At 48.2% G+C, this 23194-nt stretch carries 29 protein-coding genes; 5 read left to right on the forward strand and 24 right to left on the reverse strand.

The features are described from left to right. Positions 1 to 30 precede the first annotated feature (30 nt). Together MKR94_RS09820 and shiA are read right to left on the reverse strand one after the other, a co-directional pair. Entirely contained in the window at positions 31 to 687 is a 657-nt protein-coding gene (locus MKR94_RS09820) for a RipA family octameric membrane protein (RefSeq protein ID WP_241646738.1), read from the reverse strand. A 125-nt stretch (positions 688 to 812) separates the two neighbouring features. Beyond that, the gene (shiA, locus tag MKR94_RS09825; RefSeq protein WP_241646739.1) at positions 813 to 2117 is read right to left on the reverse strand and encodes a shikimate transporter; all 1305 of its coding nucleotides are present in this window, start codon (positions 2115 to 2117) and stop codon (positions 813 to 815) included. A gap of 180 nt (positions 2118 to 2297) precedes the next feature. On the opposite strand from shiA, the gene MKR94_RS09830 reads away from it, so the two are divergent. Together MKR94_RS09830 and MKR94_RS09835 are read left to right on the forward strand one after the other, a co-directional pair. Continuing rightward, positions 2298 to 2573, forward strand: a complete 276-nt coding sequence (locus MKR94_RS09830; protein ID WP_048913252.1) for a hypothetical protein — start codon at positions 2298 to 2300, stop codon at positions 2571 to 2573. A 23-nt stretch (positions 2574 to 2596) separates the two neighbouring features. Then, positions 2597 to 3550, forward strand: coding sequence for a DUF808 family protein (locus MKR94_RS09835; protein ID WP_241646740.1), 954 nt, complete (start codon positions 2597 to 2599; stop codon positions 3548 to 3550). A gap of 477 nt (positions 3551 to 4027) precedes the next feature. Here MKR94_RS09835 and fliR read toward each other — a convergent pair whose 3' ends face one another. The 13 genes from fliR to fliF all read right to left on the reverse strand — a co-directional run bounded on the left by fliR (position 4028) and on the right by fliF (position 14442). Beyond that, complete coding sequence (gene fliR / locus MKR94_RS09840) at positions 4028 to 4804, reverse strand: flagellar biosynthetic protein FliR (protein WP_241646741.1); 777 nt, start codon at positions 4802 to 4804, stop codon at positions 4028 to 4030. A 3-nt stretch (positions 4805 to 4807) separates the two neighbouring features. After that, positions 4808 to 5077 carry a flagellar biosynthesis protein FliQ gene (fliQ, locus tag MKR94_RS09845; RefSeq protein WP_241646780.1) on the reverse strand — a complete coding sequence of 90 codons (270 nt, stop codon included), beginning with the start codon at positions 5075 to 5077 and terminating at the stop codon, positions 4808 to 4810. Between the two features lie 16 nt (positions 5078 to 5093). Beyond that, positions 5094 to 5786, reverse strand: coding sequence for a flagellar type III secretion system pore protein FliP (fliP, locus tag MKR94_RS09850; RefSeq protein WP_241646781.1), 693 nt, complete (start codon positions 5784 to 5786; stop codon positions 5094 to 5096). A gap of 29 nt (positions 5787 to 5815) precedes the next feature. Next, entirely contained in the window at positions 5816 to 6190 is a 375-nt protein-coding gene (locus tag MKR94_RS09855) for a FliO/MopB family protein (protein ID WP_241646742.1), read from the reverse strand. Positions 6191 to 6199: 9 nt separating this feature from the next. Beyond that, the gene (gene fliN / locus MKR94_RS09860; protein ID WP_241646743.1) at positions 6200 to 6607 is read right to left on the reverse strand and encodes a flagellar motor switch protein FliN; all 408 of its coding nucleotides are present in this window, start codon (positions 6605 to 6607) and stop codon (positions 6200 to 6202) included. Next, the gene (gene fliM, locus MKR94_RS09865; protein ID WP_214216448.1) at positions 6600 to 7604 is read right to left on the reverse strand and encodes a flagellar motor switch protein FliM; all 1005 of its coding nucleotides are present in this window, start codon (positions 7602 to 7604) and stop codon (positions 6600 to 6602) included. The genes fliN and fliM overlap by 8 nt, the downstream gene beginning before the upstream one ends. Positions 7605 to 7609: 5 nt before the next feature. Beyond that, complete coding sequence (gene fliL, locus MKR94_RS09870; RefSeq protein WP_241646744.1) at positions 7610 to 8107, reverse strand: flagellar basal body-associated protein FliL; 498 nt, start codon at positions 8105 to 8107, stop codon at positions 7610 to 7612. 143 nt (positions 8108 to 8250) lie between these two features. Continuing rightward, entirely contained in the window at positions 8251 to 9321 is a 1071-nt protein-coding gene (locus tag MKR94_RS09875; RefSeq protein ID WP_241646745.1) for a flagellar hook-length control protein FliK, read from the reverse strand. Next, positions 9321 to 9761: a flagellar export protein FliJ gene (gene fliJ / locus MKR94_RS09880; RefSeq protein ID WP_241646746.1), complete on the reverse strand. Its 441-nt coding sequence runs from the start codon at positions 9759 to 9761 to the stop codon at positions 9321 to 9323. Before fliJ ends, MKR94_RS09875 begins: the two co-directional genes overlap by 1 nt. Then, on the reverse strand, positions 9761 to 11125 hold the full coding sequence (gene fliI / locus MKR94_RS09885; RefSeq protein WP_422047518.1) for a flagellar protein export ATPase FliI: 1365 nt from the start codon (positions 11123 to 11125) through the stop codon (positions 9761 to 9763). Before fliI ends, fliJ begins: the two co-directional genes overlap by 1 nt. Next, positions 11125 to 11817 carry a flagellar assembly protein FliH gene (locus tag MKR94_RS09890; protein WP_241646748.1) on the reverse strand — a complete coding sequence of 231 codons (693 nt, stop codon included), beginning with the start codon at positions 11815 to 11817 and terminating at the stop codon, positions 11125 to 11127. Before MKR94_RS09890 ends, fliI begins: the two co-directional genes overlap by 1 nt. After that, positions 11810 to 12802: a flagellar motor switch protein FliG gene (gene fliG / locus MKR94_RS09895; RefSeq protein WP_241646749.1), complete on the reverse strand. Its 993-nt coding sequence runs from the start codon at positions 12800 to 12802 to the stop codon at positions 11810 to 11812. Before fliG ends, MKR94_RS09890 begins: the two co-directional genes overlap by 8 nt. Then, complete coding sequence (gene fliF, locus MKR94_RS09900) at positions 12799 to 14442, reverse strand: flagellar basal-body MS-ring/collar protein FliF (RefSeq protein ID WP_241646750.1); 1644 nt, start codon at positions 14440 to 14442, stop codon at positions 12799 to 12801. Before fliF ends, fliG begins: the two co-directional genes overlap by 4 nt. Before the next feature lie 219 nt (positions 14443 to 14661). Between fliF and fliE the strand changes: the two genes are divergently transcribed. Further along, positions 14662 to 14961, forward strand: a complete 300-nt coding sequence (fliE, locus tag MKR94_RS09905; protein WP_338328021.1) for a flagellar hook-basal body complex protein FliE — start codon at positions 14662 to 14664, stop codon at positions 14959 to 14961. A 149-nt stretch (positions 14962 to 15110) separates the two neighbouring features. Here fliE and MKR94_RS09910 read toward each other — a convergent pair whose 3' ends face one another. From MKR94_RS09910 to MKR94_RS09930, 5 genes are all read right to left on the reverse strand, one after another. Continuing rightward, positions 15111 to 15644: a site-specific integrase gene (locus tag MKR94_RS09910; RefSeq protein WP_241646751.1), complete on the reverse strand. Its 534-nt coding sequence runs from the start codon at positions 15642 to 15644 to the stop codon at positions 15111 to 15113. A gap of 30 nt (positions 15645 to 15674) precedes the next feature. Beyond that, positions 15675 to 15902 (reverse strand): excisionase family protein, encoded by a 228-nt coding sequence (gene xisR, locus MKR94_RS09915; RefSeq protein ID WP_241646752.1) that lies wholly within the window; start codon positions 15900 to 15902, stop codon positions 15675 to 15677. A gap of 79 nt (positions 15903 to 15981) precedes the next feature. Then, positions 15982 to 16194, reverse strand: coding sequence for a hypothetical protein (locus tag MKR94_RS09920; RefSeq protein WP_241646753.1), 213 nt, complete (start codon positions 16192 to 16194; stop codon positions 15982 to 15984). Between the two features lie 311 nt (positions 16195 to 16505). Further along, positions 16506 to 16736 (reverse strand): hypothetical protein, encoded by a 231-nt coding sequence (locus MKR94_RS09925; protein ID WP_241646754.1) that lies wholly within the window; start codon positions 16734 to 16736, stop codon positions 16506 to 16508. Between the two features lie 991 nt (positions 16737 to 17727). Continuing rightward, positions 17728 to 18357 carry a glutathione S-transferase N-terminal domain-containing protein gene (locus MKR94_RS09930; RefSeq protein ID WP_241646755.1) on the reverse strand — a complete coding sequence of 210 codons (630 nt, stop codon included), beginning with the start codon at positions 18355 to 18357 and terminating at the stop codon, positions 17728 to 17730. 108 nt (positions 18358 to 18465) lie between these two features. Here MKR94_RS09930 and MKR94_RS09935 point away from each other — a divergent pair, with 108 nt between their 5' ends. After that, on the forward strand, positions 18466 to 18780 hold the full coding sequence (locus MKR94_RS09935) for a winged helix-turn-helix transcriptional regulator (protein WP_241640528.1): 315 nt from the start codon (positions 18466 to 18468) through the stop codon (positions 18778 to 18780). Between the two features lie 87 nt (positions 18781 to 18867). Here the strand turns inward: MKR94_RS09935 and MKR94_RS09940 are convergent, their stop codons facing one another. Then, complete coding sequence (locus MKR94_RS09940) at positions 18868 to 19023, reverse strand: hypothetical protein (protein ID WP_241646756.1); 156 nt, start codon at positions 19021 to 19023, stop codon at positions 18868 to 18870. An 867-nt stretch (positions 19024 to 19890) separates the two neighbouring features. Between MKR94_RS09940 and MKR94_RS09945 the strand changes: the two genes are divergently transcribed. Continuing rightward, a complete protein-coding gene (locus tag MKR94_RS09945) occupies positions 19891 to 20787 on the forward strand; it encodes a fimbrial protein (protein WP_241646782.1) in 897 nt (298 codons plus the stop codon). A gap of 176 nt (positions 20788 to 20963) precedes the next feature. Here the strand turns inward: MKR94_RS09945 and MKR94_RS09950 are convergent, their stop codons facing one another. The 3 genes from MKR94_RS09950 to MKR94_RS09960 all read right to left on the reverse strand — a co-directional run bounded on the left by MKR94_RS09950 (position 20964) and on the right by MKR94_RS09960 (position 23032). Next, complete coding sequence (locus MKR94_RS09950; protein ID WP_241646757.1) at positions 20964 to 21437, reverse strand: hypothetical protein; 474 nt, start codon at positions 21435 to 21437, stop codon at positions 20964 to 20966. A gap of 128 nt (positions 21438 to 21565) precedes the next feature. Then, positions 21566 to 21838: a hypothetical protein gene (locus MKR94_RS09955; protein ID WP_241646758.1), complete on the reverse strand. Its 273-nt coding sequence runs from the start codon at positions 21836 to 21838 to the stop codon at positions 21566 to 21568. A gap of 309 nt (positions 21839 to 22147) precedes the next feature. Further along, a complete protein-coding gene (locus MKR94_RS09960; RefSeq protein ID WP_241646759.1) occupies positions 22148 to 23032 on the reverse strand; it encodes a formate/nitrite transporter family protein in 885 nt (294 codons plus the stop codon). Positions 23033 to 23194 lie beyond the last annotated feature (162 nt).

Consider the following 23194-nt stretch of genomic DNA (forward strand, 5'->3'; position numbering starts at 1 on the left):
AACCCGTGAGAGGTGAAAGGCGATACGCGTTTAGGAAGCCTCAGTCTGCTGGTCTGGCACCGAGGTTTGTGAAGCCTTAAGTAACTGAATATCTAACATCACATAGACCATCGTACTGATAAACAGTGAAATCACACTGCCAATCACGCCGCTGGTGGTAAAGGTGAAAAAGTTATACAGCACCACCCAGGTCACACAAACGAACAGCGCCAAGGCGCTCTGTAGGCCGGTATTAGAGTAATTTTGCGGCCCACAGTTTAAACCTTCAATAAATTGGCTAAGTTGTTGACCCGTGCGAGCCTCTAAGGCACCGATGGTTGTTTGCCAGCTGAGCTGCCGACGGTAGGCCCGACGGGTTGAGAAGAAAAACAGTACCGAGATAAAAAAGCCAGAGAACGAGATGAGAACAGGGATTGACTCAATGGCGTAGCGTAAAGCGGTATGGCTAAAGTCTATCGGTGAGGTCGGTAAGGTGAGTGAGGCCCCCAGCATGATATAGAGGAACATAAAGAGCACCATAAAGGCGCGGGTACGCTTATCCGCTAAGGCTTCCTCGTGACGCTGTTGCGCGCGCGCCGTAGTAAGTAGCGTAGTGAGCTGACGCGCACTCTGCTCATCCAAGGAGGCGTGGGAAACGATAAGGGTATCAATATTTGGCGTAGCAAGTGACTCGGTGTTGGTCGTCATAGTGTTGAATACCTGTCATTAGGTGTGAACTGAATCGGCTCAGTGTATCACGTAGCGAGGTGGCTAAGTGCAGGGTAAACCCGTCATAGTAAGAGAGCAGCATTTACTGCTCTCCCCGTATGTTTTTAGGCCGCAGTGCGAGGGACTTTTTTGACGAAGCAGACGGTTAATACCGAAAGCAGACAGCCCAAGGTTAAATAGAGTGCAACGCCCTGCCAGCTACCTTGAGTTAAGGTGACCAGCCCTGCCGCGATAAAGGGTGTAAATCCGCCGCCGACCACGCTGGCGACTTGATAGCCAACGCCCGCACCGCTGTAACGATAACTCGCCCCGAACATTTCGGTAAACATCGGCTGTTGTACGCAGACCACCATATCGTGAGCAAGATTTGCTAACAGCAGCGAAAATAGGATGATCGGCAGGGTAGCCCCCTGTTCGAGCGCCAAGAAAAAAGGCCATGCACTGACCGCGCCGATCACTGCACCAGTAACGTAAATACGTCTCCGACCAAATCGGTCCGCCAGCCAGGCGAAACAAGGAATGGTCAAGCAGCTGACGGCACCCACCATTAAGCCTATTGACAGGAATAACTCGCGAGGTAACCCAAGATTTTGCGTAGAATAATTAAGCGCAAAAGTGGTGACGATATACATCGTCAGTAATTCACACAAGCGTAAGCCGATAATTAAGAAAAACGCGGCAGGGTGCCGCGTGAGCGCTTCAATCACCGGAAGCCGCGATTTTTTCTCAGTCGAGGCGGTAACCGGCGATTCGTCGAGGCCATTACGTAACCACAGCGTCACTGCAACGAGGATAACACTCAGCAGGAATGGCAGACGCCATCCCCAGCTAGCGAATTGACTTTCGCTGGTTACAGCACTCATTAGGCTAACGGAGCCAGTGGCCAATAGAAGGCCCACGCCATAGCCCATTTGTACGCCGCTGCTGTAGAACGCTTTGCGATGTTGCGGGGCATGTTCGACCGCTAATAATGCTGCGCCGCCCCATTCACCGCCGACAGCAAAACCTTGTATCGCTCTCAACATGACAAGTAAGACTGGTGCCCACCAGCCTAGGGTATCAAAAGAGGGAAGCAGTCCAATCCCGGCGGTTGAGATCCCCATTAACCAGACGGTGATGATCAACATTTTCTTGTGACCTAGGCGATCACCAAAGTGGCCAAATACGATGCCCCCAAGAGGCCGAAACAGAAAGCCTACGCCGAAGGTGGCAAAGGCCACTAAGGTCCCCATCGCCGGACTGATAGCAGGGAAAAATTGATGGTTGAAGACTAAGGCAGCGGTTATGCCATATAATAAGAAATCATACCAATCGACGACTGCTCCGGCGAAGCTTCCCCAAGCTGCGCGTTTAGCTTGAGAAGACGAGGGTGACTGGGCGGGTGTTGAAAGCTTGGTGTTTGCTTGCATAATTATATCTATTATCCACGACGACGCGTTTTTTATTGGCGGACAAATAATACTGAGTTCTCATTGAAAAACAATCGCCTGTTATCGGCTTTACGCACAGTTTTTGCTTGAAAATTGGCAGGATCTTGGGAATTGTGTAAAGCTAATTGAATGATTATCCGGACATTAACGAGGAAAGTTATGCCGAGAATACGTCTCACCGTGACCCGCCTCTACGCCTTAAACGACGAGCGGATGGTGGCGAGTAAAGCCACTGCAAAGATTTATGTTGGGGACGAATGCATCGCGACGGAAGCGATCTCCGGGTTAACCGAAACCCCGGTCTTTAAATATATCCACCATGCTTTTCCGGCGGGAAGACCGATTCGCGTGGAATGGGATACGCCAGGTTTCGCCGACATGACGGCAGTCGAAGAGAATGACTGCCCGTGCTGTCAAGACAGTGCCATCATTTAACGCTACTGATAAGGATACCTATTTTGGCCGGAACAAGTTTATTTGCGCTGTTGGATGATATCTCGACCCTCCTTGACGATGTCTCGGTAATGGGTAAGGTGGCAGCGAAGAAAACCGCTGGTGTGCTGGGGGATGATCTCTCACTGAATGCCCAACAAGTCAGTGGCGTGAAAGCGAATCGCGAACTGCCGGTCGTGTGGGGGGTGGCGAAAGGCTCGTTACTTAATAAAGTGATTTTAGTCCCAATGGCGCTGCTGATTTCTGCGTTTGCGCCTTGGTTAATCACGCCATTATTAATGTTAGGTGGGGCTTATCTCTGCTTTGAAGGCATTGAAAAAGTCCTCGATTGGATTTTTCCTGAAAAAGATAAAAAAAGCCCGGAAGCCCGACAAGCGCGGTTAGCCAAGTTAAGCCAAGAAGACGCAGCGAACTACGAGAAAGATAAAATTAAAGGGGCGGTACGGACCGATTTTATTTTATCGGCTGAAATCGTGACGCTGACGTTGGGCATTGTTTCTGAAGCACCGCTACTGAATCAGATCGTTATTATGGCGGGGATCGCGCTATTGGTAACAGTCGGGGTATACGGGTTAGTGGGTATTATCGTCAAAATCGACGATGCAGGTTATTGGCTGGAAGCGCGTCAAAACGGCTTGGCGAGAGGCCTAGGGAAATTTTTATTGCTGTTGGCACCGAAGTTGATGAAATTTCTCTCTGTAGTCGGCACCCTAGCGATGTTTTTAGTCGGCGGTGGCATCGTCATCCACGGTTGGCCGTTACTGCACCATTGGATCGAGAAGATTACGCATGGCCTGACGCAGGCGCTCCCTTCAGCAATCAGCAGTATTGGTGAGAGCGTGATGACCAATCTCGCCAGCTTAGTGGTGGGAGCCCTATTGGGTGGCGTGGTGCTGATCGTGGTGAAAGCGGTGAGCAAACTGCTGGGCAAGAAACAGTCCGCAGAGCAGTCAAAATAAGTCATCCCCAGCGTCTCCCCCTCGACGTGTTGTCTTGCAGGGGGATTCTTCCCCCCGAGAGTCGGTCATCATTTTTCTTCAGCCCATTTACCTACTTTATGCCTTTCATCTTCCCAGGCCTGCTATTCCTCACCGCGATGACTGAACGACAGACTGGGTTCGCTGCTATTATCATAATATCTCTGAACCTCATACCGCTTTGGTGTATCAGCCACATTTTCAGGTTCCACCGAGCAGGGGGCAATAGAGTCTCACCTTTATAAAATGGCCATAACAAAACACCCGAGGTAAACATTCGTGGCTCTCGCTGAAATGTTTCCGACCCTGTAAAAAGAAGACCTGTTCGGGTCAATGAACAGCAGGTTCATTTAGTGACAACATGACTCCACGCGAAAGAAAAATTATTGTTTGACGGATTCAAGTCGGTGATGCCGACGTCTCTTCCTACAGAGTGATCAACTCGACTTTGCCGTGACGCTAGCCGGCACTGAAGATTAGCAACAGTTGTTGACTCTGGTTAAGCAGCATAGCCTGAATGGTATTCAGTAGCAGTGGCATACTCTGGTAGAGGGATAAAATACCGATCAATAGGGTTAAGGGAAAGCCGATGACGAAGGCGGAAAACTGTGGTGTCATACGGTTGAGTAGCCCCAAGGCCAGGTTCACGGCCAGCAACATGAAAATTAGCGGGAGTGAAAGCTGTAGCGCTTGAGAGAATATGGCCCCGCCAAATTGCGCCAGACCGACAAATCGCTCGGTTAATGGGGTTAGGCCATCGTAGGGTAATTGCTCGAACTTATCGGCGAGGTGCTCAATCATCCACAGAATACCATCGACACTGACAAACAGCAGTAAGCTCATATAGGTCAGTAATCGAGAAATTACAGAAAGAGAGCTGTGGCTACCGCTATCAAAAAACGAGGCAAAAGAGAGGCCCATTTGCAGTGCAATGACCTCTCCGGCTAAGCGGATGGCAGCAAAGACACACTGCATACTGATTCCCAATGCCGCGCCGATTATGCATTGATTGATAATAAGCAATACACCCTGTGGGGAAAACAGCGCCACGAGGTGAGTGGCACTCGGTAGGGCAATCAACAGGCTGATGACCAAGGCGAGCGCCACGCGTAGGCGAAGGGTGATCGATTTCTCTGACAGTAATGGCGCAACGCTAAAGAAGGCGATGATCCGACAAAAGGGCAGAAAAACCGAAGGTAAACGGTCTAACAACCCGAGTAGACTCAGCCATTCCATCGGTTAACCGACCCACTGCGGAAAGGTGGTGAGCAGGCTCTTAATATACTCGGTCATAGTGGTTAGCATCCAAGGTCCGGCCACCATCAGCGTCACGACGACAGCGATGATTTTAGGGATAAAGGATAGCGTCTGCTCATTCACTTGAGTCGCCGCCTGCAATAGACTAATGATTAGCCCGGTAAGCAGGGCCGCCAGTAAAGGGGGAGCGGCGAGGAATAACGCTACCTTCATCGCGGCCTGACCCAAGGTGGTGATCATTTCTGGTGTCATCATCAATTCTGCCCTGTTAGCTGATAAAGCTCTGTGCCAAAGAGCCGATTAAAAGTTGCCATCCATCTGCCATCACAAATAGCATCAGCTTAAAGGGAAGCGCCAAGGTTGCAGGGGGAACCATCATCATCCCTAACGCCATCAATACACTCGCTACCACCAAATCAATGATCAGAAAAGGAATAAACAGCGTAAAACCAATCTGAAATGCTGTTTTTAACTCGCTGGTCACGTAGGCGGGTACCAGAACCCGTAAAGGGACGGCGGCGGGGGTTTCCGGTGCTGACAGGTGGGCCAGACGGGTAAAGAGAGCCAAATCGGTTTGCCGCGTTTGATGCAGCATAAATTCCATTAAGGGTTTTTTTCCGATGTCGACCGCTTCAACTAACGTCACCTTCTGTTGTTGATAGGGAAGATAAGCCTCTTGCCAGATACGATCGAAAGTTGGCCCCATAATGAACCAGGTTAAAAACAGCGATAAGCCTATGACTACCTGATTGGGTGGCGCTGAAGTCGTGCCTAACGCGTTACGCAGTAAGCCAAACACGATGATCAAGCGGGTGAAACTGGTCATCAGTAATAAGGCTGCAGGAATAAAACTGAGCGCGCCGATGAGCACTAACGTTTGTACCGGTAACGCCCACTCTTGCTCGTGATCAAAGAGGGGGTGCGCCGCTGCATACTGCGGGAGGAGGCCTATCGTCGCCATGGCGATGATGCGAATACGCATTAAATCCTTCATCGTGTTTTCCTTGCACGCAACCGTGCAAATTTCTCAGTAAAGTGGCAGGAGGCGGGTGTGGGCTGAGTGCTTATCTCCTGCAGCGGCTCGGTTAGCGTACAGAGTAATTGAATCGACTGCGGCGTCACCCCAATAACGATCTGTTGCTCTCCCACTTGCGCAATCATTAGGCGCTCGCGTGGCCCAATTACCAATGTCTCCTTAATGGCAAGCGCGCGCAGGCCGCGATATCGTCCTCCTTGAGGAAGATGCTTAAGTAATTTTTTGATCCCAAGCAGTAGCAAAATAATCACAATCAGTGCCCCTCCTGATTGCCACAGCATTTGGCTTGCCGGGACCGCGACACTCGGGGCAGCAGTCGTTACAGTCATGACCATTCACTATCGACTTAAGCGGCGCATGCGCTCAGAAGGGGTAATAATGTCAGTAATACGCACACCATACTTATCATTGACGACCACCACTTCGCCCTGCGCAATCAGGTAATGGTTGATAAGAATATCCAGAGGTTCGCCTGCCAAGCCTTCCAGCGGAACGATCGACCCTTGGGTTAATCGGAGTAGCTCTTTAATCGTCATCCTCGTCCGGCCTAATTCAACGGTGAGTTGAATGGGGATATCCATGATCAAATTGATATCTTGGAGTGGGTCAAGAGGCTCGGGCGCAGTGATTGCGGGGAGTGGGTCCTTTTCAGCCTGCCCATCATTCACCTGTTGTTCTGCTAAGGCTTCGGCCCAAGGGTCCGAAGCTAATTCATTATTTTCCGGGGTTACAGGGGTATCACTCATGGGAAGTTCCTTCTTGTAAAGTTGAGAGCAATGGCGTAATCAGTTGATTCACACTCAGGGCATATTGGTCACGATGAATACCGTGAGAGGCGGTGAAAACCGGCACGTTATCGACGGTGGCGATGATATTCTCTGGCGATTCTATCGCCAGTACGTCCCCGACTTGTAGGCGCATAATTTCCCGCAGTGTGATGGATAGCTCACTAAGCCGTGCGGTGACTTCTAACGGTGATTGTTGCACTTCGTTGACCAAGTTTTCCCTCCACAAGCAGTCTTCTTGCTGACTATTCTCTAAAGGGGGATTTACCAGCAGTTCACGAAGGGGTTCTATCATCGAAAAAGGGATACAGATATTGAAGTGTCCCACCAAATTACTGATCTCGACTTGAAAAGTGGTATTGATAACGATGTCATTAGGCGAGGTAGTAATATTGGTGAACTTAACCTGCATCTCTGAACGCACATATTCCATGGTCAGGGGGTAGATGGCCTGCCACGCTTCCTGATAGTTGTCTAAGGCTAAACTTAATAAGCGACGGATAACGCGCTGTTCGGTATAGGTGAACTCACGGCCTTCTACTTTGGTGGGGAAACGACCGTCCCCACCAAATAAGTTATCGACCACGATAAAGACGAGGCTCGGTGAAAAAACAATAAGCGCCGTTCCCCGTAAGGGTTTCATATGCAGCAAATTCAGGTTAGTAGGCACCGGCATATTGCGCGCAAATTCTTGATAAGGCTGGATATCGATCGATTCCACCGTAATATCAGGACTACGACGCAGTAGGTTGAATACTCCCATACGAAATTGGCGTGCAAAACGTTCATTAATAATTTCTAAGGCTTGTAGTCGTTCCCGAACCACCCGACGCTGTGTCGTCGGGTCATAATCTCGAATGCTGTTCGGGTCACTGTTTTCGGTGGAAGTTTCCGTTTTACCGGAGTCTCCATTAAGTAACTGGTCGATCTCAGCTTGAGATAAACTCGTATCAGCCATTACTGCTACCTCAAAATAAAGGTGGTATAGAGAATATCGGCGACATCCTGCTCAGGTAATCCGGGAGCAAAAGGAGGCTTTAAGACTTGTTTGATTTCCGCCGATAATGCCGTTTTACCTTCTTCGGTTTGTAGCGCCGATTGTTCTTGATGGCTGAGCAACAATAGAATCCGGCTTCTGACTTCCGGTAAGTACTTCACTAAACGCTCCTCGGTGTGCATATCCTTAAGCCGCAAAGTGAAGCCAACGTAAAGCACGCGCTCATCTTGTGAGGCTGACTCCACCAAGTTAACGGTAAAAGGTTCAAGCGGGTAGAAAAGGGGTTGAGGGACGATGACCTCCTCAGGGACTGGGGTGAGCGCCTGAGTCTGGGGTGAAGCCGTCAACGCCCGCAGTTTCCACACCGCGTAGCCTGCCGCACCGCAGGCAATGAGCACGATGATGAGTAAAATAATGATCCATTTACGGGTGGATTTAAGGGTTGATTCGGATTTGGTCGACATGAGTCCCGATATCCTTTCATTAGCAATTAAATTGGTGTGAGGCTTATTATCCAAGGTTGAAAGAGGGGTAATCGGCGGAATAGCGATAGTTTACTTGGCGATATTAAGGTGTTCGCTCAGTCTTTAACCGACTGAGCGAAGCGTTAGACCAGCAGTGAGATGTGACTGCCATCACGCAGTAGTGCGGAGGCAGTCTCTGTTGCAGAGGATGGCTCGTGGATTTCGCCTTGCGTTAGCGTAACACTGGGTGGCTCAGGGGAGTGATGCGATGAGAATGCTGACTGTTGCCCTGATGCGGCATCGTGACCGACTTGACTGTGCCCCAATTGAATACCGTTATCGGCCAAAGCTTGGCGTAACTGCGGAAGGGCTGCCTCTAAGGCTGATCTGACTTGCCCATGATTGGAGAGCATGACTAACTCAGCATGGTCCTTATTCACCGTCATCGAAATCTTCACATCGCCCAACTCTTCTGGATGTAATTTCAAGTGGATAGTCTGTTGCCCTTGTTTATGAAAAATAATCTGCTGAGACAGATCACGTTGCCACTGAGGCGACCCTAACGGGGCTTTTAATTCTTGAGCGCTCGCCGGATGGAAGGAGAGTTCAGGAAAGGAGGGGGACTGATTCAGTGGCAAGAGGCCAGTGGAAGCATGAGGCGTACGGGGGCCGTTTACCGGTGGGGGTTCTGTCATGACGGAGTGAGGGGGTAACGGGGCCGTTGCGGCAGCGACTGTGGCAGGCACAGTAGGAGGGAGAGACTGCCGAGTATCGAGAGCCTGCAGTGCAGAGTGTTGGTCTAGCATAGCGTTACGCACACCTTTTTTCGCGGCGTGGGTGGGGCCTGAAGGTAATACTGAATTTGAGTGGGGAGATGGTTCGATATCTGACTCAGAGAGTTTCAACGAGCTAGAGGAGAGTGGACTCTGGAGTGGGAGGGGCGTAGGTAACATAGCGGTAACGAGGTTAAGTAATGTTGTCGCCTGCGGTGACTCAGAACGCTGCTGGTTATTAATATCAAGCGCATCGAGCTTGGGCTCGGCTTTACTCAGCACGAGGGGTTTTGTTGCGGGTTGTTGAGGAGCCAATAGCGCACCGAAAGCGGGGGGAAGACGATCGTCGGTGAGGGATGTTTCAGGCTTAAGCATCGTTGAATGTGGTAACTTCATGACTTTCCCTGTGGGGGTGAGTAGTGTTACTAGGCTAATGGTCATCACGCTTCTCCTTGAAAGCGACGGGTAGCAAATTCATCATTGGATTTTTGCTGGGCGCGAGCCTGACTCAGCGTATCGCGTTGATGGCGGCGTTCTATTAGCACTTGTAGTGCGTTAACTTTTTTTCGCGATTGTTGCCAATCTCCTAACAGATGCGCTTGCTGTTGGTCGAGCACCTTTACCGCAGCATCTTGCGCGGACAGGGCCTGCTCGACGGTATGTAAAAAATCATGATAATTATCGCGGCGGTAGCCGTAGATCCCGCCTTCCGACTCATGACGTAGCAGTTGTTGGTAATCATGCCGGTAGTGCTGCAGTAGCTGTTGCTGCGCGTTAGCCTGTTGACGCTCGTTTTGTAACGTCGCCAGCTGCTGGCTGACATTATCGAGCTGTACCGTTGCTCGCTCTTTTAATACCTCTAAAACGCTTTTATGACGCATTACTCCTCCTCATTCACTGAGACCAGTGCGGCGAGCGCACTACACGCCTGTGTGTAATGACAACGTTCGTTAATCTCTTGCTGCAAGTACCGACAAATTTCCGGGTAGCGTTCGATTGCCCTATCTAATCGCGGGTCGGACCCTGCGGTATAAGCGCCAACACTGATTAAGTCTTGGTTACGCTGATACAGTGCCAATAATCGTTTGCATTCGCGTGCATACTGCAGCTGCTCCGGCGAGACAATCTCGTGCATCACTCGACTGATCGACGCTTCAATATCGATAGCTGGGTAGTGACCTGATTCGGCAAGTTCACGAGATAGGACGATATGGCCATCAAGAATGGCGCGCGCCGCGTCGGCGATGGGGTCTTGCTGATCATCGCCTTCTGTTAACACGGTATAGAAAGCGGTAATCGACCCATTAATACTCTCGCTATTACCCGCTCGTTCGACCAGTGCCGGAAGTTTAGCGAATACCGAGGGCGGATAGCCTTTGGTGGCGGGAGGTTCGCCAATCGCTAACGCGATTTCCCGTTGCGCCATGGCATATCGGGTTAACGAATCCATAATGAGCAGCACGTTATAGCCGCGGTCGCGAAAATCTTCGGCAATCCGCGTAGCATAACTTGCGCCTTGTAACCGTAATAAGGGGGAAACATCTGCCGGGGCGGCCACGACGACTGCCCGTGATAATCCCTCCTCGCCAAGAATATGTTGGATAAAATCTTTCACTTCGCGGCCACGTTCTCCGATAAGGCCCACCACAATGACATCGGCACTGGTGTAGCGAGCCATCATGCCCAATAGCACACTCTTGCCAACGCCAGAACCGGCAAATAAGCCCATCCGCTGACCCCGGCCCACCGAAAGTAAACCGTTGATAGCCCTGACTCCTGTATCCAATACCTGATCAATCGGCTTACGCAGTAAGGGATTGAGCGGTGGGGTAGTCAGTTTTCCCGTCTCCAAGGGAGGTAACGGGCAATTATCCAAGGGGCGACCACAACTGTCGACAACCCGACCAAGCAGGGCGGGGCCGAGCGGTAGGCTCCCTTCCATACCCGCCTTACCTAGTGACGCATAGACCCTGCATCCTGGGCGGATCCCCTCCATTGGCCCGAGCGGCATTAAGTAGAGCTGGTTACCTTTAAACCCCACCACCTGCGCTTCGCATTTTTTTTCAATTGCATCGTATTCGCGCTCAATCCAACAGTGACTCCCTAGCGGCAATTGCAAGCCACTGACTTCTAACACTAAGCCTGTTGCGCGTGTCAGGTAGCCGTAATGGCGAGGGGCGAAAGTGGTGCTGAGGCTTTGCTCGAAACGGTCTAACCGTGTCATCCAGCGATGTAGCGCAAGCATTAGTAGACTCCCTGTTGCGCGAGTTCGCATAAGCTTTGCCAACGGGTGGAGAGGGCGCTCTCCAGTTCACCCTCTACACTGACTAAACGGCAATCACCGCGCGATAAGCTATTATCCACCACCACTTCCCAACGCGGATGTTCGGTGAGTGTCGACAGCTGGCCTTGCAGACATTGATGGTCTTGTGGGTTCATTTTTAGAGTAAGGGGACCGCTAAGCAGGGCTTCTTGGGCCAACAATTGTTTTACTTGGGTCATCACCATTCGCGCATCGTGGCTGACCTCTTCTCCTGTCAGTTGGTGGGCAATTTCCAAGGCTAATTGCACCAATCGATAGCTGACGGTCTCCTCAAGCAGATCGAAGGATAACGTTATCTGTTGCACCAGTTTTTCCACACTGGCCAGTGCTTGGTGTTGTTGGGTATTAGCCTGCTCATTTGCCTGCTGAGTGGCATGTTGCAAGCCTTCGCGTTCGCCCTGAGCGAAACCAGCGGAATAGCCTTCTTCCCAGGCCTTATCGCGGACCGAAGCACGAAAGGCTTCGATCTCTTGTTGCGCTTCGAGCGCCGCCGTCGGCGCTGGCGCACTGACGGGCAGTGGGTCGGCTGGCACGGTGACCGCGGTATGTCCTGGCTCGACAAACTGTTGTGGTTGCCATTTCTGCCAAGGAATTGAGGGATCTTGTTTAGACATAGGCTTCATCTGCACCTCCAATGACCATATCGCCGCTTTCGGCAAGCTTTCTTACAACCAGTAGAATGGCTTTTTGTGCCGTTTCCACATCGGACAGACGAACAGGGCCTCGGTTGACCAAGTCATCACGTAAAATATCGGCAGCACGCGTTGACATGTTATTTAAGAATTTGTCACGCAGTGCGTTATCTGCACCTTTGAGAGCAATCAATAATTGCTCTGCATCGATCTCTTGCAGTAAGCGTTGTAGGCTGCGGTCGTCGACATCCACCAGATTTTCGAAGAGGAACATTTCGTCGATAATCTTCTGAGCAAGGTCACCATCAAAGGCACGAACAGCGTCGATAATGGTCTCTTCTTGCTGGGATTTCATTAAGTTGAGAATCTCAGCCGCTGTGCGAATTCCCCCCATTTTGGCACGCTTAATGTTTTGACCATCGAGGAGGTTATTCAGTACTTCAGTGAGTTCTGCCAAGGCGGCCGGTTGTACGCCACCGAAGGTGGCAATCCGTAGCATGACATCTTGGCGTAAACGCTCATCGAAGTGCGCCAAGATATCGGCGGCTTGGGAACGTTTTAAATGGACCAAGATGGTGGCGATGATTTGCGGGTGTTCCTCGCGAATCAAGTCCGCAGCAGATGGCGGATCCATTAGGTTCAGCGTATCCATACCAGAGGTGGTATCGCGTGTTTCCAATAAATCCTCCAGCAAACTGCTGGCGCGTTCTTCGCCCAAGGCCTTAACCAGAACGGTACGCAAATAATCATTCGAATTAATGGATAGCGCAGCATACTGCTCTGCGTCTTGTTCGAATTGCTGCAGCACATGGGTGAGTTGCTGGTGGGACACTTGGCGCATGGTCGCCATCGCACTACTCAGGTGTTGGACTTCACGTTGATTAAGGTGTTTGAAGACCTCGGCCGCGCGCTCCTCGCCGAGGGTCATCATTAATATTGCACTGCGATCGGTGCCGGTCATTTTCATAGTTCGCTTCCCATCCAATCGCGGATCACTAAGGCCACCACTTGAGGTTCATTTTCTGACATAGTGCGAATTCGTTGGCTCATCTGTTCGGCATTGATCCGTAACTGTACTTTACGTGCCGCCTCGTTAAGACTTGGATCCACTACGCTGGTTTCTTGAGGTGTCTCGACAACCGGTGGGTTGAGCGTCTGTTGAACGTGTTGGAAGGCGGGTGACACAATTTTACGGTAGAGCACGAGGGCGATAATGATGACGACTAACCAGCGTAATGCCTGAGTCGCCAAGGCAATCCATTGAGACTGTTGCCACCAAGGTAAGGCATCGTCGGCAAATTCCTGTGCGCTAAAAGGGGTATTGACCACATTAACGCTATCACCACGCGCCTCGGAAAAGCCCATCGCTTGTTTAACCAAACTGGTTATTTGGTTAATTTGCTCGGTGGAGAGGGCGACCTCTTTACCTTCCTTATTCTGTTGATAATTCACCACGACGGCGACGGAGAGTCGCTTGATGCCACCGGTGCTCAACTGGGTATGGCGAGTGGTTTTATCGAGTTCGTAGTTGACGGTGCTTTCATTGTTCCTTTGCAGCGGTGTTTTCTTCGCAGCTGAGGTGTTTCCTGTGTGCGCTGCGGTGTTCTTATTGCCTTCTATATTGGCTTGGGCTGGCGGCGTCGGTTGATTCGATAAAGCCCCTGGAACCCCTTCAGCTTGCTGTGCGTTTAACTCGCTCTGGCTACGTTGTGCGGAGCGAATGGCTTGTTTAGCAGTATCACTATTAGGTTGATAGCGTTCATCGGTCTGTTCTTGACGGTCGAAATTAATCTCGGCAGTGACTTGCGCGCGGACATTTTGTTGCCCCAACATCGGACGTAGTAACAGCTCAATACGTTGCTGCACCGTTTTTTCGATACGTTGGGTGTATTTTAATTGCGTGGTATTTTGCGTTTGTGCAGCTAAGCCTGCGCCAGAAAGCAGTTCGCCAGCTTGATCAACCACCGTCACATTATCGGCACTCATCCCCGCCACGCTACTGGCCACTAAATGCACTACGGCATTAATTTGTGAGGCATCAAGCACCCGCCCAGGTTGTAACTTAAGCGTTACGGCAGCAGTCGGCGGCTGTTTTTCCCGAACGAAGACACTGGGCCGAGGAATGGCGAGATGCACCCGGGCGGTCACAACGGGATCGAGTGTTTCAATAGTGCGCGAAAGCTCTCCAGCTAAAGCGCGTTGAAAATTCACTTGTTCGTTAAACTGGCTTAAGCCAAACTTTTCATCGTCCAGTAACTCAAACCCCGTAGTGCTACTTTTCGGTAATCCTTGGCTCGCCAGCTGTAAACGAAGCTCTCTGACTTGCTGATGGGGAACAAGAATGGCACCGGTATCGGTATCGAGTTGGTAAGGGACGTTCATTTTGGTTAAGGCGCTGACGATATTTCCGCCTTCGGCTTCGGATAATGAACCATAGAGAGTCCGATAATCAGGGCTTCTAGCCCATAAGGCGAGCGCCGCAATCACCGCAATTGATAGTGCGGTAGCCACGATAAAGACCACCTTCTGTTGGTCGCGCAAGGTAGCGATAGATTGCTGGACTCTGCTCCAGAGAGACGTGGGTAGGGTGGCTGTGTTAATGCTCATACAGACACTCCTACTGTAGCCCAGCGGTGGATATAATGTGACAGCACATGGTTCTCCTCATTGACACATATTAATAATGACTCTTTATCAGGCTTATTATTTGGGTTCTGAAAGGAAGTAATGGTCGAATGAGGGGATCTTTTCGGGGTTAATTTTTAGATTTGAATCATTAGCAGGCTGCTAAAGTGTGATGATACTTTGACACTTAGGAGATTTATCGTGACTAGGGTATCAGCCATTAACTTACCTGAATCAACACCTTTATCGACCATGTCAACTCGTCGCGAGGGGGCGGAACAGCCCTTTTCATCGGTGTTTTCCTCCATGCTTAATGGTATCAGTCAGTACCAAGATCATGCCGCACAACAAGTTCGCGAGGTGGAACTAGGCCACAGCGAGGTGGGGATCAATGATTTAATGGTGTCGATACAGAAAGCCACGGTTTCACTTCAATTAGGCGTGCAAGTGCGTAATAAGATGATTGCGGCTTATAACGAAGTAATGAATATGTCGGTGTAGGGGGGTGAGTTGATGATTAATATAATTATGTGTTTACCGTCTTAAGCCCATGGGGCACTGGTGGGGCAGATCCGTTTAATTTATTGTTTAACATCGCTCTGAGTTTCATCATTTTCAGGCATGCAAGACCCATAAACATTGTGAACCATTTATTCATTGGTATGACCCATTTGGTTAGCAATGAAATCAGGGGTAGCTCCAGCAGCTAAAGACCAACAGGCATAGGTGTGACGAGATTGATATGCCTTCCTGCCTCTGATGCCTGCAACAGTCAAAGCCGTTTTCCAAGTTTGAGATAGCGATAAAACACTGTAATGGTAGTTGCTATCTTTTTTGTTAGAGTTGTGGGTTAAACACGAAGTTAACGACTTCAGTTTCCCGTTTACCATACTCCCGCTTGATGACCTTGATTCCCTTTCTGACCTCATGCGGGTTAACTCCATTTGATCGTATATTGCCTCCCACGCAGAATCGATTAAATAAATCTTCCTGATACCCGAGTCTGTTTTGGGGACCGTGAAGTATCCTTTCGATGTGAGGTTGCCCCTTACGTTAATGGTTCTGTTTTTAATGTCCACATCCCCCCAGGTTAGTGCGCCATATTTCTCCATGTCGCACGCCCGTGAATAACGCAGAAATCCACCGTGCGATTCAACGCCGGTGGGGTATTTCTTTTCTTTCATGATTACTCTCCGGTTATATTAATGAACAACCTAACTAGGAGCTAAAGAATCAATCCACTTTTCTATTGCCTCAACTTTATAGATGCACTGGTTATTAGGTTTAGGATCCCCATCAGATGACACATGGGCATATTCTCTGCCAAGCATCCATGATTGCTCCCTAGCACGTTTAATCATCCCCGGCTTCAATCCGGTAACCAAAGTTAATACGTCCTCGGTCACCCATTTAGCGAGAGTTAAAACTAAAGATTGTTGCATAGCATTCTCCTTTACCTTCCCGCAGGCATGACGATGCCGCTGATTATCGGTGCGAATAGGGTGGGTTAATTTAAGGGGTTTAGTGACGGTTTAAAACTTTAGCGCGTGCAATCTTCTCAGCATCTTCACGGCACTCACAGCAGCAATAACTTGTGCCGGGTACCGATGGCTCGCCACAATTGCCGTTCCAGTGATTGGCTGATGCTGGCTCCGGTCTAACTCTTCTTATCAGTGCTGCATTTAGGTGTTGTTCCGCTTCTGCGTCAGCTTGGTCTGCTATATCTGCGAACATAGTGGCTGCCTTTAGGTAATAAAAAACCGCCTTAGTGGGTTGATTTCATTCACTTAGTTTATATCACTGCGATTAAGAGCTGATTTTATGTTTTGTATCTGATTACCATTCAAACCTAAGGCAAATCGATTATTAGATACATAAAATAAAATATCTTCTTTAGTCACGGAATCCGTGTGCTCTAATAGACATAATGTTGCTTGGCCAATGATTGATTCTAATATGTAAGTTTTCACAATAATCACCTATTTATTATTACTAACTCTAAAATTGACTTAATTTATCCTAATACCCCACCTTAAATTTTACAACTACCTAACATCAGGTCTCCTGAATGTGATGATGTTGTCTACTTTTTTTTTATTGGTTTTAATTTCTAATTTAGCTAATTCTGTTAGCAAGAAATTCACCTGAGTATGATTTAATGATGCTTTGTTAACCCATAACTCTCTGATTTTACCGAAAGTTATCTCCTCTCCTAAGCATGAAAGATGGATTACACAGTAACCCAATTCAGAATGGAAAAATTCCTCATTTAACATATAATTTTTCCTTATATCAAATAGCCGTAGGATACCTGAGCCTAGTTGAATTAATGAGAATAGCTATTATTTAGGAGTTAAATTGTTCATAATTTAAAATTTGCGTGGATGTCATTAACAAAATCCTTCTCCATGCTCCACCACACACAAGCTCATGCTTAGGCTGAATATCTTTCATAGCCTCTATCTGATGCCCGCATTGTGATTGGGTGGGGCTGATTGTGTTATTGAGGGGTAATACTTGAGTGTTGATGATTAGAGTAGGGTCAAGTCGATTGTCATTATGGTAACCCCGGTAAAGGCATCCAGTGAGTAAACTCTACTTCCCCGCCGGTATTCGGGATTAGCTCACCGTGCTCATAATGAAGGTCCATATTTCGCCAATACCATCAGTATCAAGGCACAGGGTATCACTTTCAGGGGGCGCCCCCCTACAATGCACCATTGCGTTAATTTTCTAAGCTTACTTAATTCCTTCAGCGCCGACCATAAACCAATATCACTTAGCTCTCTTTTCCCTTCGATCGCTTCGTACCATATGAAGAAATCGTTCTCGTCCATTACCCAATCAGGTAATTCTTTTCGATTAGGAAACTTAATCTCCGCCACTGGCGGTGCGGGGTAAAGTGCAGGTTCTACCTTGCAGCAAATTGAGAATACTTTGTCGTCAGCGCATTCTTTCTTTTTAAGAAAGCCACTGGATTTGCCGTTAGTGATGCTAATGAATTCTTATGAGTAGAAGGCTCCATAGATTCATCTTCATTCAAGCCAAATGGCATTTCATCTCGGCACTGCTCCATGCTTGAGATGCGGCTCTTCAGCCAGTCAATTCTCTTTTTATACTCACTTTACTCTCCACTATAAGTTAGCCTCCCTAGGCGATGGGGTTGTGCCGGTTTCCTTCATAAAGCCAATAGAAAGTCGCCACTTAGGGCGACTTTATTAGTTATTCTGAAATATCGTGAATGTCTATCAGCATTCCACGCTTTTATTATTCAAGTCCTTCTTCACTCAAAGACTTTCTCACTGACTCCTTTGTCATCATTCTCTCGTACCAACCTTTCAAATTAGTTAGCCTGTCGAAGTTAATATCGGCATTGTAAGTTGATTTTAGCCAGCTAGCTTGTCCCCATTTTATCAGAGCAAAGAGGTATGCATCTGTAATCGAGAATCTTCCATTAAGATAATCCTTTCCAGCCATCTCTTTATCTAGCCATTCAAATCTAGCCAATAACTTAGGCTTGGCGGTGTCAGTGCCATAACGACCTGATAGCTTGCTATAGAGTAATGGAATAAAACCCTTGTGAATTTCAGTTGAAAGAAAGCTCAGGGTTTCTTGAAGTTTATATCTCTCGAATAGTGCATGCGGAGGTATTAATTCAGACTCCGGTCTGAGGTCGGCTAAAAATTGATTTATAACTGAACCCTCAGTCAATTGAGAACCATCATCTAAAACTAAGAGAGGTATATAACCTAGGGGATTTATTAATAAATAATCCTCACCAAGTTCAGTAATTTGAGTCGAATGCTCTACTTTTACCAATTCAATAGGTAACTTCAACTCATTTATGATGATATGTGACGATAAAGAGCATGCACCAGGTATGTAATAAAGCTTCATTTTTAATCTCCTGAGTAATTATGTTTATTGTCCAAGAGAGGAGATAAAAAAGGAAGAAGGCATAATTTTGTGGTATAGGTAAAAAAAGTATACCTATAGGCTAATATTATGAAAAAGAACTTAAGTGGTTGCTCGGTAGAGGAAGCTATGAGAATCCTCGGTGGTAGATGGCGACTCCTAATTATTTCTTATTTGATTGGTGACCCTAAAAGGTTTAGTGACCTTCGCCGACTAATGCCCAATATTTCGCAAAGAATGCTGACGCTTGATCTGAGGGAGCTGGAAGAAGAGGGCTTAGTTAAAAGAACTGTCTATCCGACCTCCCCAATAATGGTTACTTATGAACTTACAGAGGATGGCACTAAGATCATACCAGTAGTTGAAGTGATGAAGGAGTTCGGATTATGGTATCAACAAAGGTAGTTTATGATTATCACTCTAATCACTTGAACCGCCGCGATCGTTAAGTTTAGATATGACGACTCCACCAGACTGTCACATAACCTCAGCCTATTCTTTCACCTTTTCATCACGCTTGCTTGTACGTACTGCCAGCATGGATTCTGGTAGCGGAGGATTAAATGCTGCCTTGTTATTATCAGCCCTGTGCTTTCCCTGCTCGGTGTAACCAGTATTCCAGTCAGGAGTTTTGCCGTCGTTGGTCATCGACATCACCATGCCTAAATATAACCTTGGCGATTACCTCTCCTCACTGACCAGGTCTCACCCAACAAAGAGTCGCTAGTGTTCTTTTGCGTAAAACGTCAGGAAAGCGTGCTAATTCCTCTCACTGACCAAGTTACTGGCGTAAGAATATCGCCGATTTTTTTCGGGTAAGTTCATGGGATAACCTTAAATTAGGTGGGGAGGGTGGTTATTGCTGGCTACTGAAGGGCACATCATTGTCGAACTCCATTGGTGGTTCGTTCGATTGCAAAGGCTGACTACGTTGACTCCGCGAAGCATTATTCCTAGGGTCGTTATCAGGATTATTGAAAAATAGACTTTAACTTGGTGCGGGCACTTATGAAGCGAAAGAGATAGATAACAGTTCTCAGCCAGCTCATTCTTAGATAAATTCTGCAAGGCGACGAATCAGCCTTGAGTTTCCCTAACGACAGTATCCCGTCGATGGAGATTATCATCGCTCTCTAGCGCCGAATTTCGCTAAGGCCTAGCTTTTGGCCGGATGAACTCGATATAAGTGGGCCTTTCTTGTTCATAAAGTCTGCTCTCAACAGTGAGATAACTTCCTCCTTTTATAGGGTGCCACCACAGTCAGCATCCCTTTAGACAGGTTGAAATATCGATAATCTCATAAAATAAGCTTCACGCTTTCTTACGATCTCTTATCGAAGGCTTATTTACGCGTTGCGAAAGCCGATTGAATAACTCCGCAACTATACCAACACCCGTTTCCATCATCGTTCTCAACTATCAATAAATGAAAGATGATTAGTTTATTTTTGACCGTCGGCGAAAAAAAACGTTTATATTGGGAGAAATCTTATTACTGATTAAAGTTATGAAAACATCTTATTGTGCTTCAGCCTGCTTTTTTTATTCAACTCTAGTGCGCAGGCTTTCGCCTGCAAAACGGCTGCCGGTGTGACGATCCCAGTTGGCGGGGGAAACGCTAACGTTTATGTTAACCTGACTCCTCAAGTTCAATCAGGCGGCAACCTAGTCGTCGACTTAGCGAACAGTATCTTTTGTCATAACGACTATCCGGCAAGTATTACCGACTACGTGACGCTGGCGTCGGGTTCTTCCTTCAACGGGGTGCTGAAAAACTTTACTGGCTCTGTGATCTATAATAGTAAAAGCTACTCATTCCCGACAACGAGTGAAACGTCGAGAGTGCTCTATCGATCCAAGACAGATACGCCCTGGCCCACGCGGCTATTACTGACGCCCATCAGTACCGCTGAGGGGGTGGTGGTTAATGCCGGTACCTTAATCGCTTCATTAGTGCTTCACCAAACCAATAATGTTGGTAATGACTCCTATTATTACGCGTGGAATATCTACGCCTCTAATAACGTCGTGGTGCCAACAGGAGGCTGTGATGTCGATAACCGAAATCTGACCGTACAACTCCCTAATTATCCTGGCCAGCAAGCTTTTACAATCAATGTTCACTGTGCCACCGATAAAAATCTTAACTATGCCCTCAGTGGTACGACTGTCGACTCCGCAGGGACTATCTTGAAGAATGTGCTCGAAGGAAATACCGATTCGGCAAGCGGAGTGGGGGTTCAGATTCTCAAAGACGGTACGCCGGTTAAGTTTGGGGATACCATCAAACTCGGTAAAGTCACCTCTTCTGGAACAAACATTACCTTGACGGCTCAATACCAACCCACCAGTGGGCAAATGACCGCAGGGAAAGTCCAGTCAATCGTCGGGATGAATTTCACTTATCAATAATCTCTAACAGACAAAGCAACCTAGGTAGCCTTGCCAAGTTTGCGTCAAGCGTTACCTTTACCTGCCAGCGATGCTTCACCCTTAACGTTGGCGTAAATTGATCCCCTTCCAGAAAGCAGTGTCACTATTAGTGACACTGTCACTTTACTGAGAAGTAATGCTTGCTGCTACCAAGGTTAACTGAAATAACTACGCATAATGCGCTGGATAGAGTGTAAATTAGTGTTTTCTTCGCAGAGATAACAGTAGCGCGTAAAGCTTTTATGTGTGTGTTCGTCAAAAATAATGCTTCGTCGTACGCTAAGTAAACTATCCTGTTTAACGCCTTTTTCGACGCTAAGATCACGGCCCAAGGCGAGCTCTGCTTGAAAAGCGGCAGTGAAAATATGTGTAGCCGAGAGACGAAGATAACAGGTAGCAAGCTTATCGTTTAGGGTATGGTGATTGTTGATAGCGCCTGCGCCTTTATTCCAACTGCCCCCGAAGGCTAATTGAGTTGCCGACTCAAGATTATAGCGAAGATAGAGTTGGTACTCGTATTTAGGTGTTTGTGTTTGATTGTCGTGCGATACTCCACAACGGTGATTAGTGCTCACCCCTGACACATCGCCCTGTATCCAAGAACCACTGTTCGCTGAAATGATGGACATACGTGGCTTGCAACAGATAGCGACAATAATTGCCCCCACTATTGACGGCCTGATCACTCTGATGATGATCGATAGGCGCATAGCGATAGGAGGCGAGGGAGAAAATATCGCTGTGGTTGGCACTGAATTTAAAAGTTCATCCTAATATGATATCGACGTTGCCGAAGGTTATCCCCCAAGGGCTTAACATCAGCGAGCGTATTAGCCCTTACCCAAGGGACCATAAGTTGCGGCTCGATACTGAGAAGGGTTATGGGACGATAGCGATAGGTATAACGGACTAGGGTGTCTTGGCTACGAAACTGATTATTATCAGAAACGCGCCGATTATCTGAAAACATGGCGTGACTCCGGGTAGACTGGAAATAAGTCAGTACAATACTTTTGTCGGGCTGTAACATTTCGTAGTTCCTGGGACGAACTTGAGTGCGTAGGCCGGAGAGTGAATCGTGAAAGTCATCAATCGCCTTGATCCGCTTACGCCGATGGACGCGACAAGCTTGGCTGTTAAGTAAGCCCGCGGTGACGGCGCCGATAGCCGGTACGACGGCAGAAAAGCAGATTATTGAGCGGTAGACGCTTTGGAGATCACGCTGTCAGAGGAAAATATTGCCCAGTTAGAAGCGCCTTATATTACGCATCCGGTATTGGGTATGATCTAGGCTTAGGTGGCCGTAGCAGCCCCGGTGAAGGGCTGATACGGCAGGTTGCTACTGATGTTCTACCGAAGCAGAAGTGTCTTTTTGCATATCCATACGGATCTGCGCGTGGCTGAGAAGCGCGAAGATGAAAGTTCCGCCACAGATATTCCCTAGTAGTGTTGGAATGGCGAACGGCCAAACGAAGGATTGCCAAGGCAGTGCACCGGTAAACACAAGGTAAAGGACTTCGATGGTGCCTACCACGATATGTGTGGTATCGGCGACCGCAATAAGCCAAGTCATCAGCAGAATAACCAGTATTTTGGCATTCCCTGCCGACGGCAGCATCCATACCATGGTGGCGACAATCCAGCCGGAAACTACTGCTTTAGCAAACATTTGTGTTGGAGTATTCTCCATCACCTTCATGCCAATATCGTGGAAGGCTTGTCTAATGGCGGGATCAAAGACCGGCATATAGCCAAATGCCCACGCCACGATAGCGGTCCCAATCAAATTGCCCAATAGCACCACAGTCCACAGTCTCAATAGAAGATAGAGGTTGTTGGCGGTTGGCTTCTGCATTACGGAAAGTACCGGAGTGATGGTATTTTCGGTGAATAGTTGTTGGTGAGCCATGATGACGATAATAAAGCCAAAGGTATAGCCGATGCTTTCGATCAGCAAGCTACCGGAAAAATGGCCTAACTCAGCATGAAAAATCCCTTTCGCCAACAGCGAGGCGCTCATTGATAATCCCGCGGCAATTGCTGACCATAATAGTGCCCAAATATCGCGTTCCAGCTCTTTTTCACCCTCTTGACGGATATGCTCGTGGGTAGCCATGGCCTGTGAGGGAAGATTCTCCTCATCCACTTCGATATCTTCACCTTTTTTATTCTCTTTACCCTCGATTTCTTGGGAGTGAGTCTCATTTTTTTTGTTTTGATTCATCGGCTTTACTCAGAAAATAGCGTGGTACTTCAAGCTTAGCACTCTTTAACAAAATTGCAGTATCCGGGGAGACAAAAAAGGGCTTTTCTAACAGCGAACGACGAAGCGTAGGTGGGAGGAAGGAAAGGATTATGTCGCGAGCGATCGTTGCTAAGCCTAATA

Origin of the sequence: Rosenbergiella metrosideri (assembly GCF_022602565.1) — a bacterium.
GTDB classification, from domain to species: Bacteria; Pseudomonadota; Gammaproteobacteria; order Enterobacterales; family Enterobacteriaceae; genus Rosenbergiella; species Rosenbergiella metrosideri.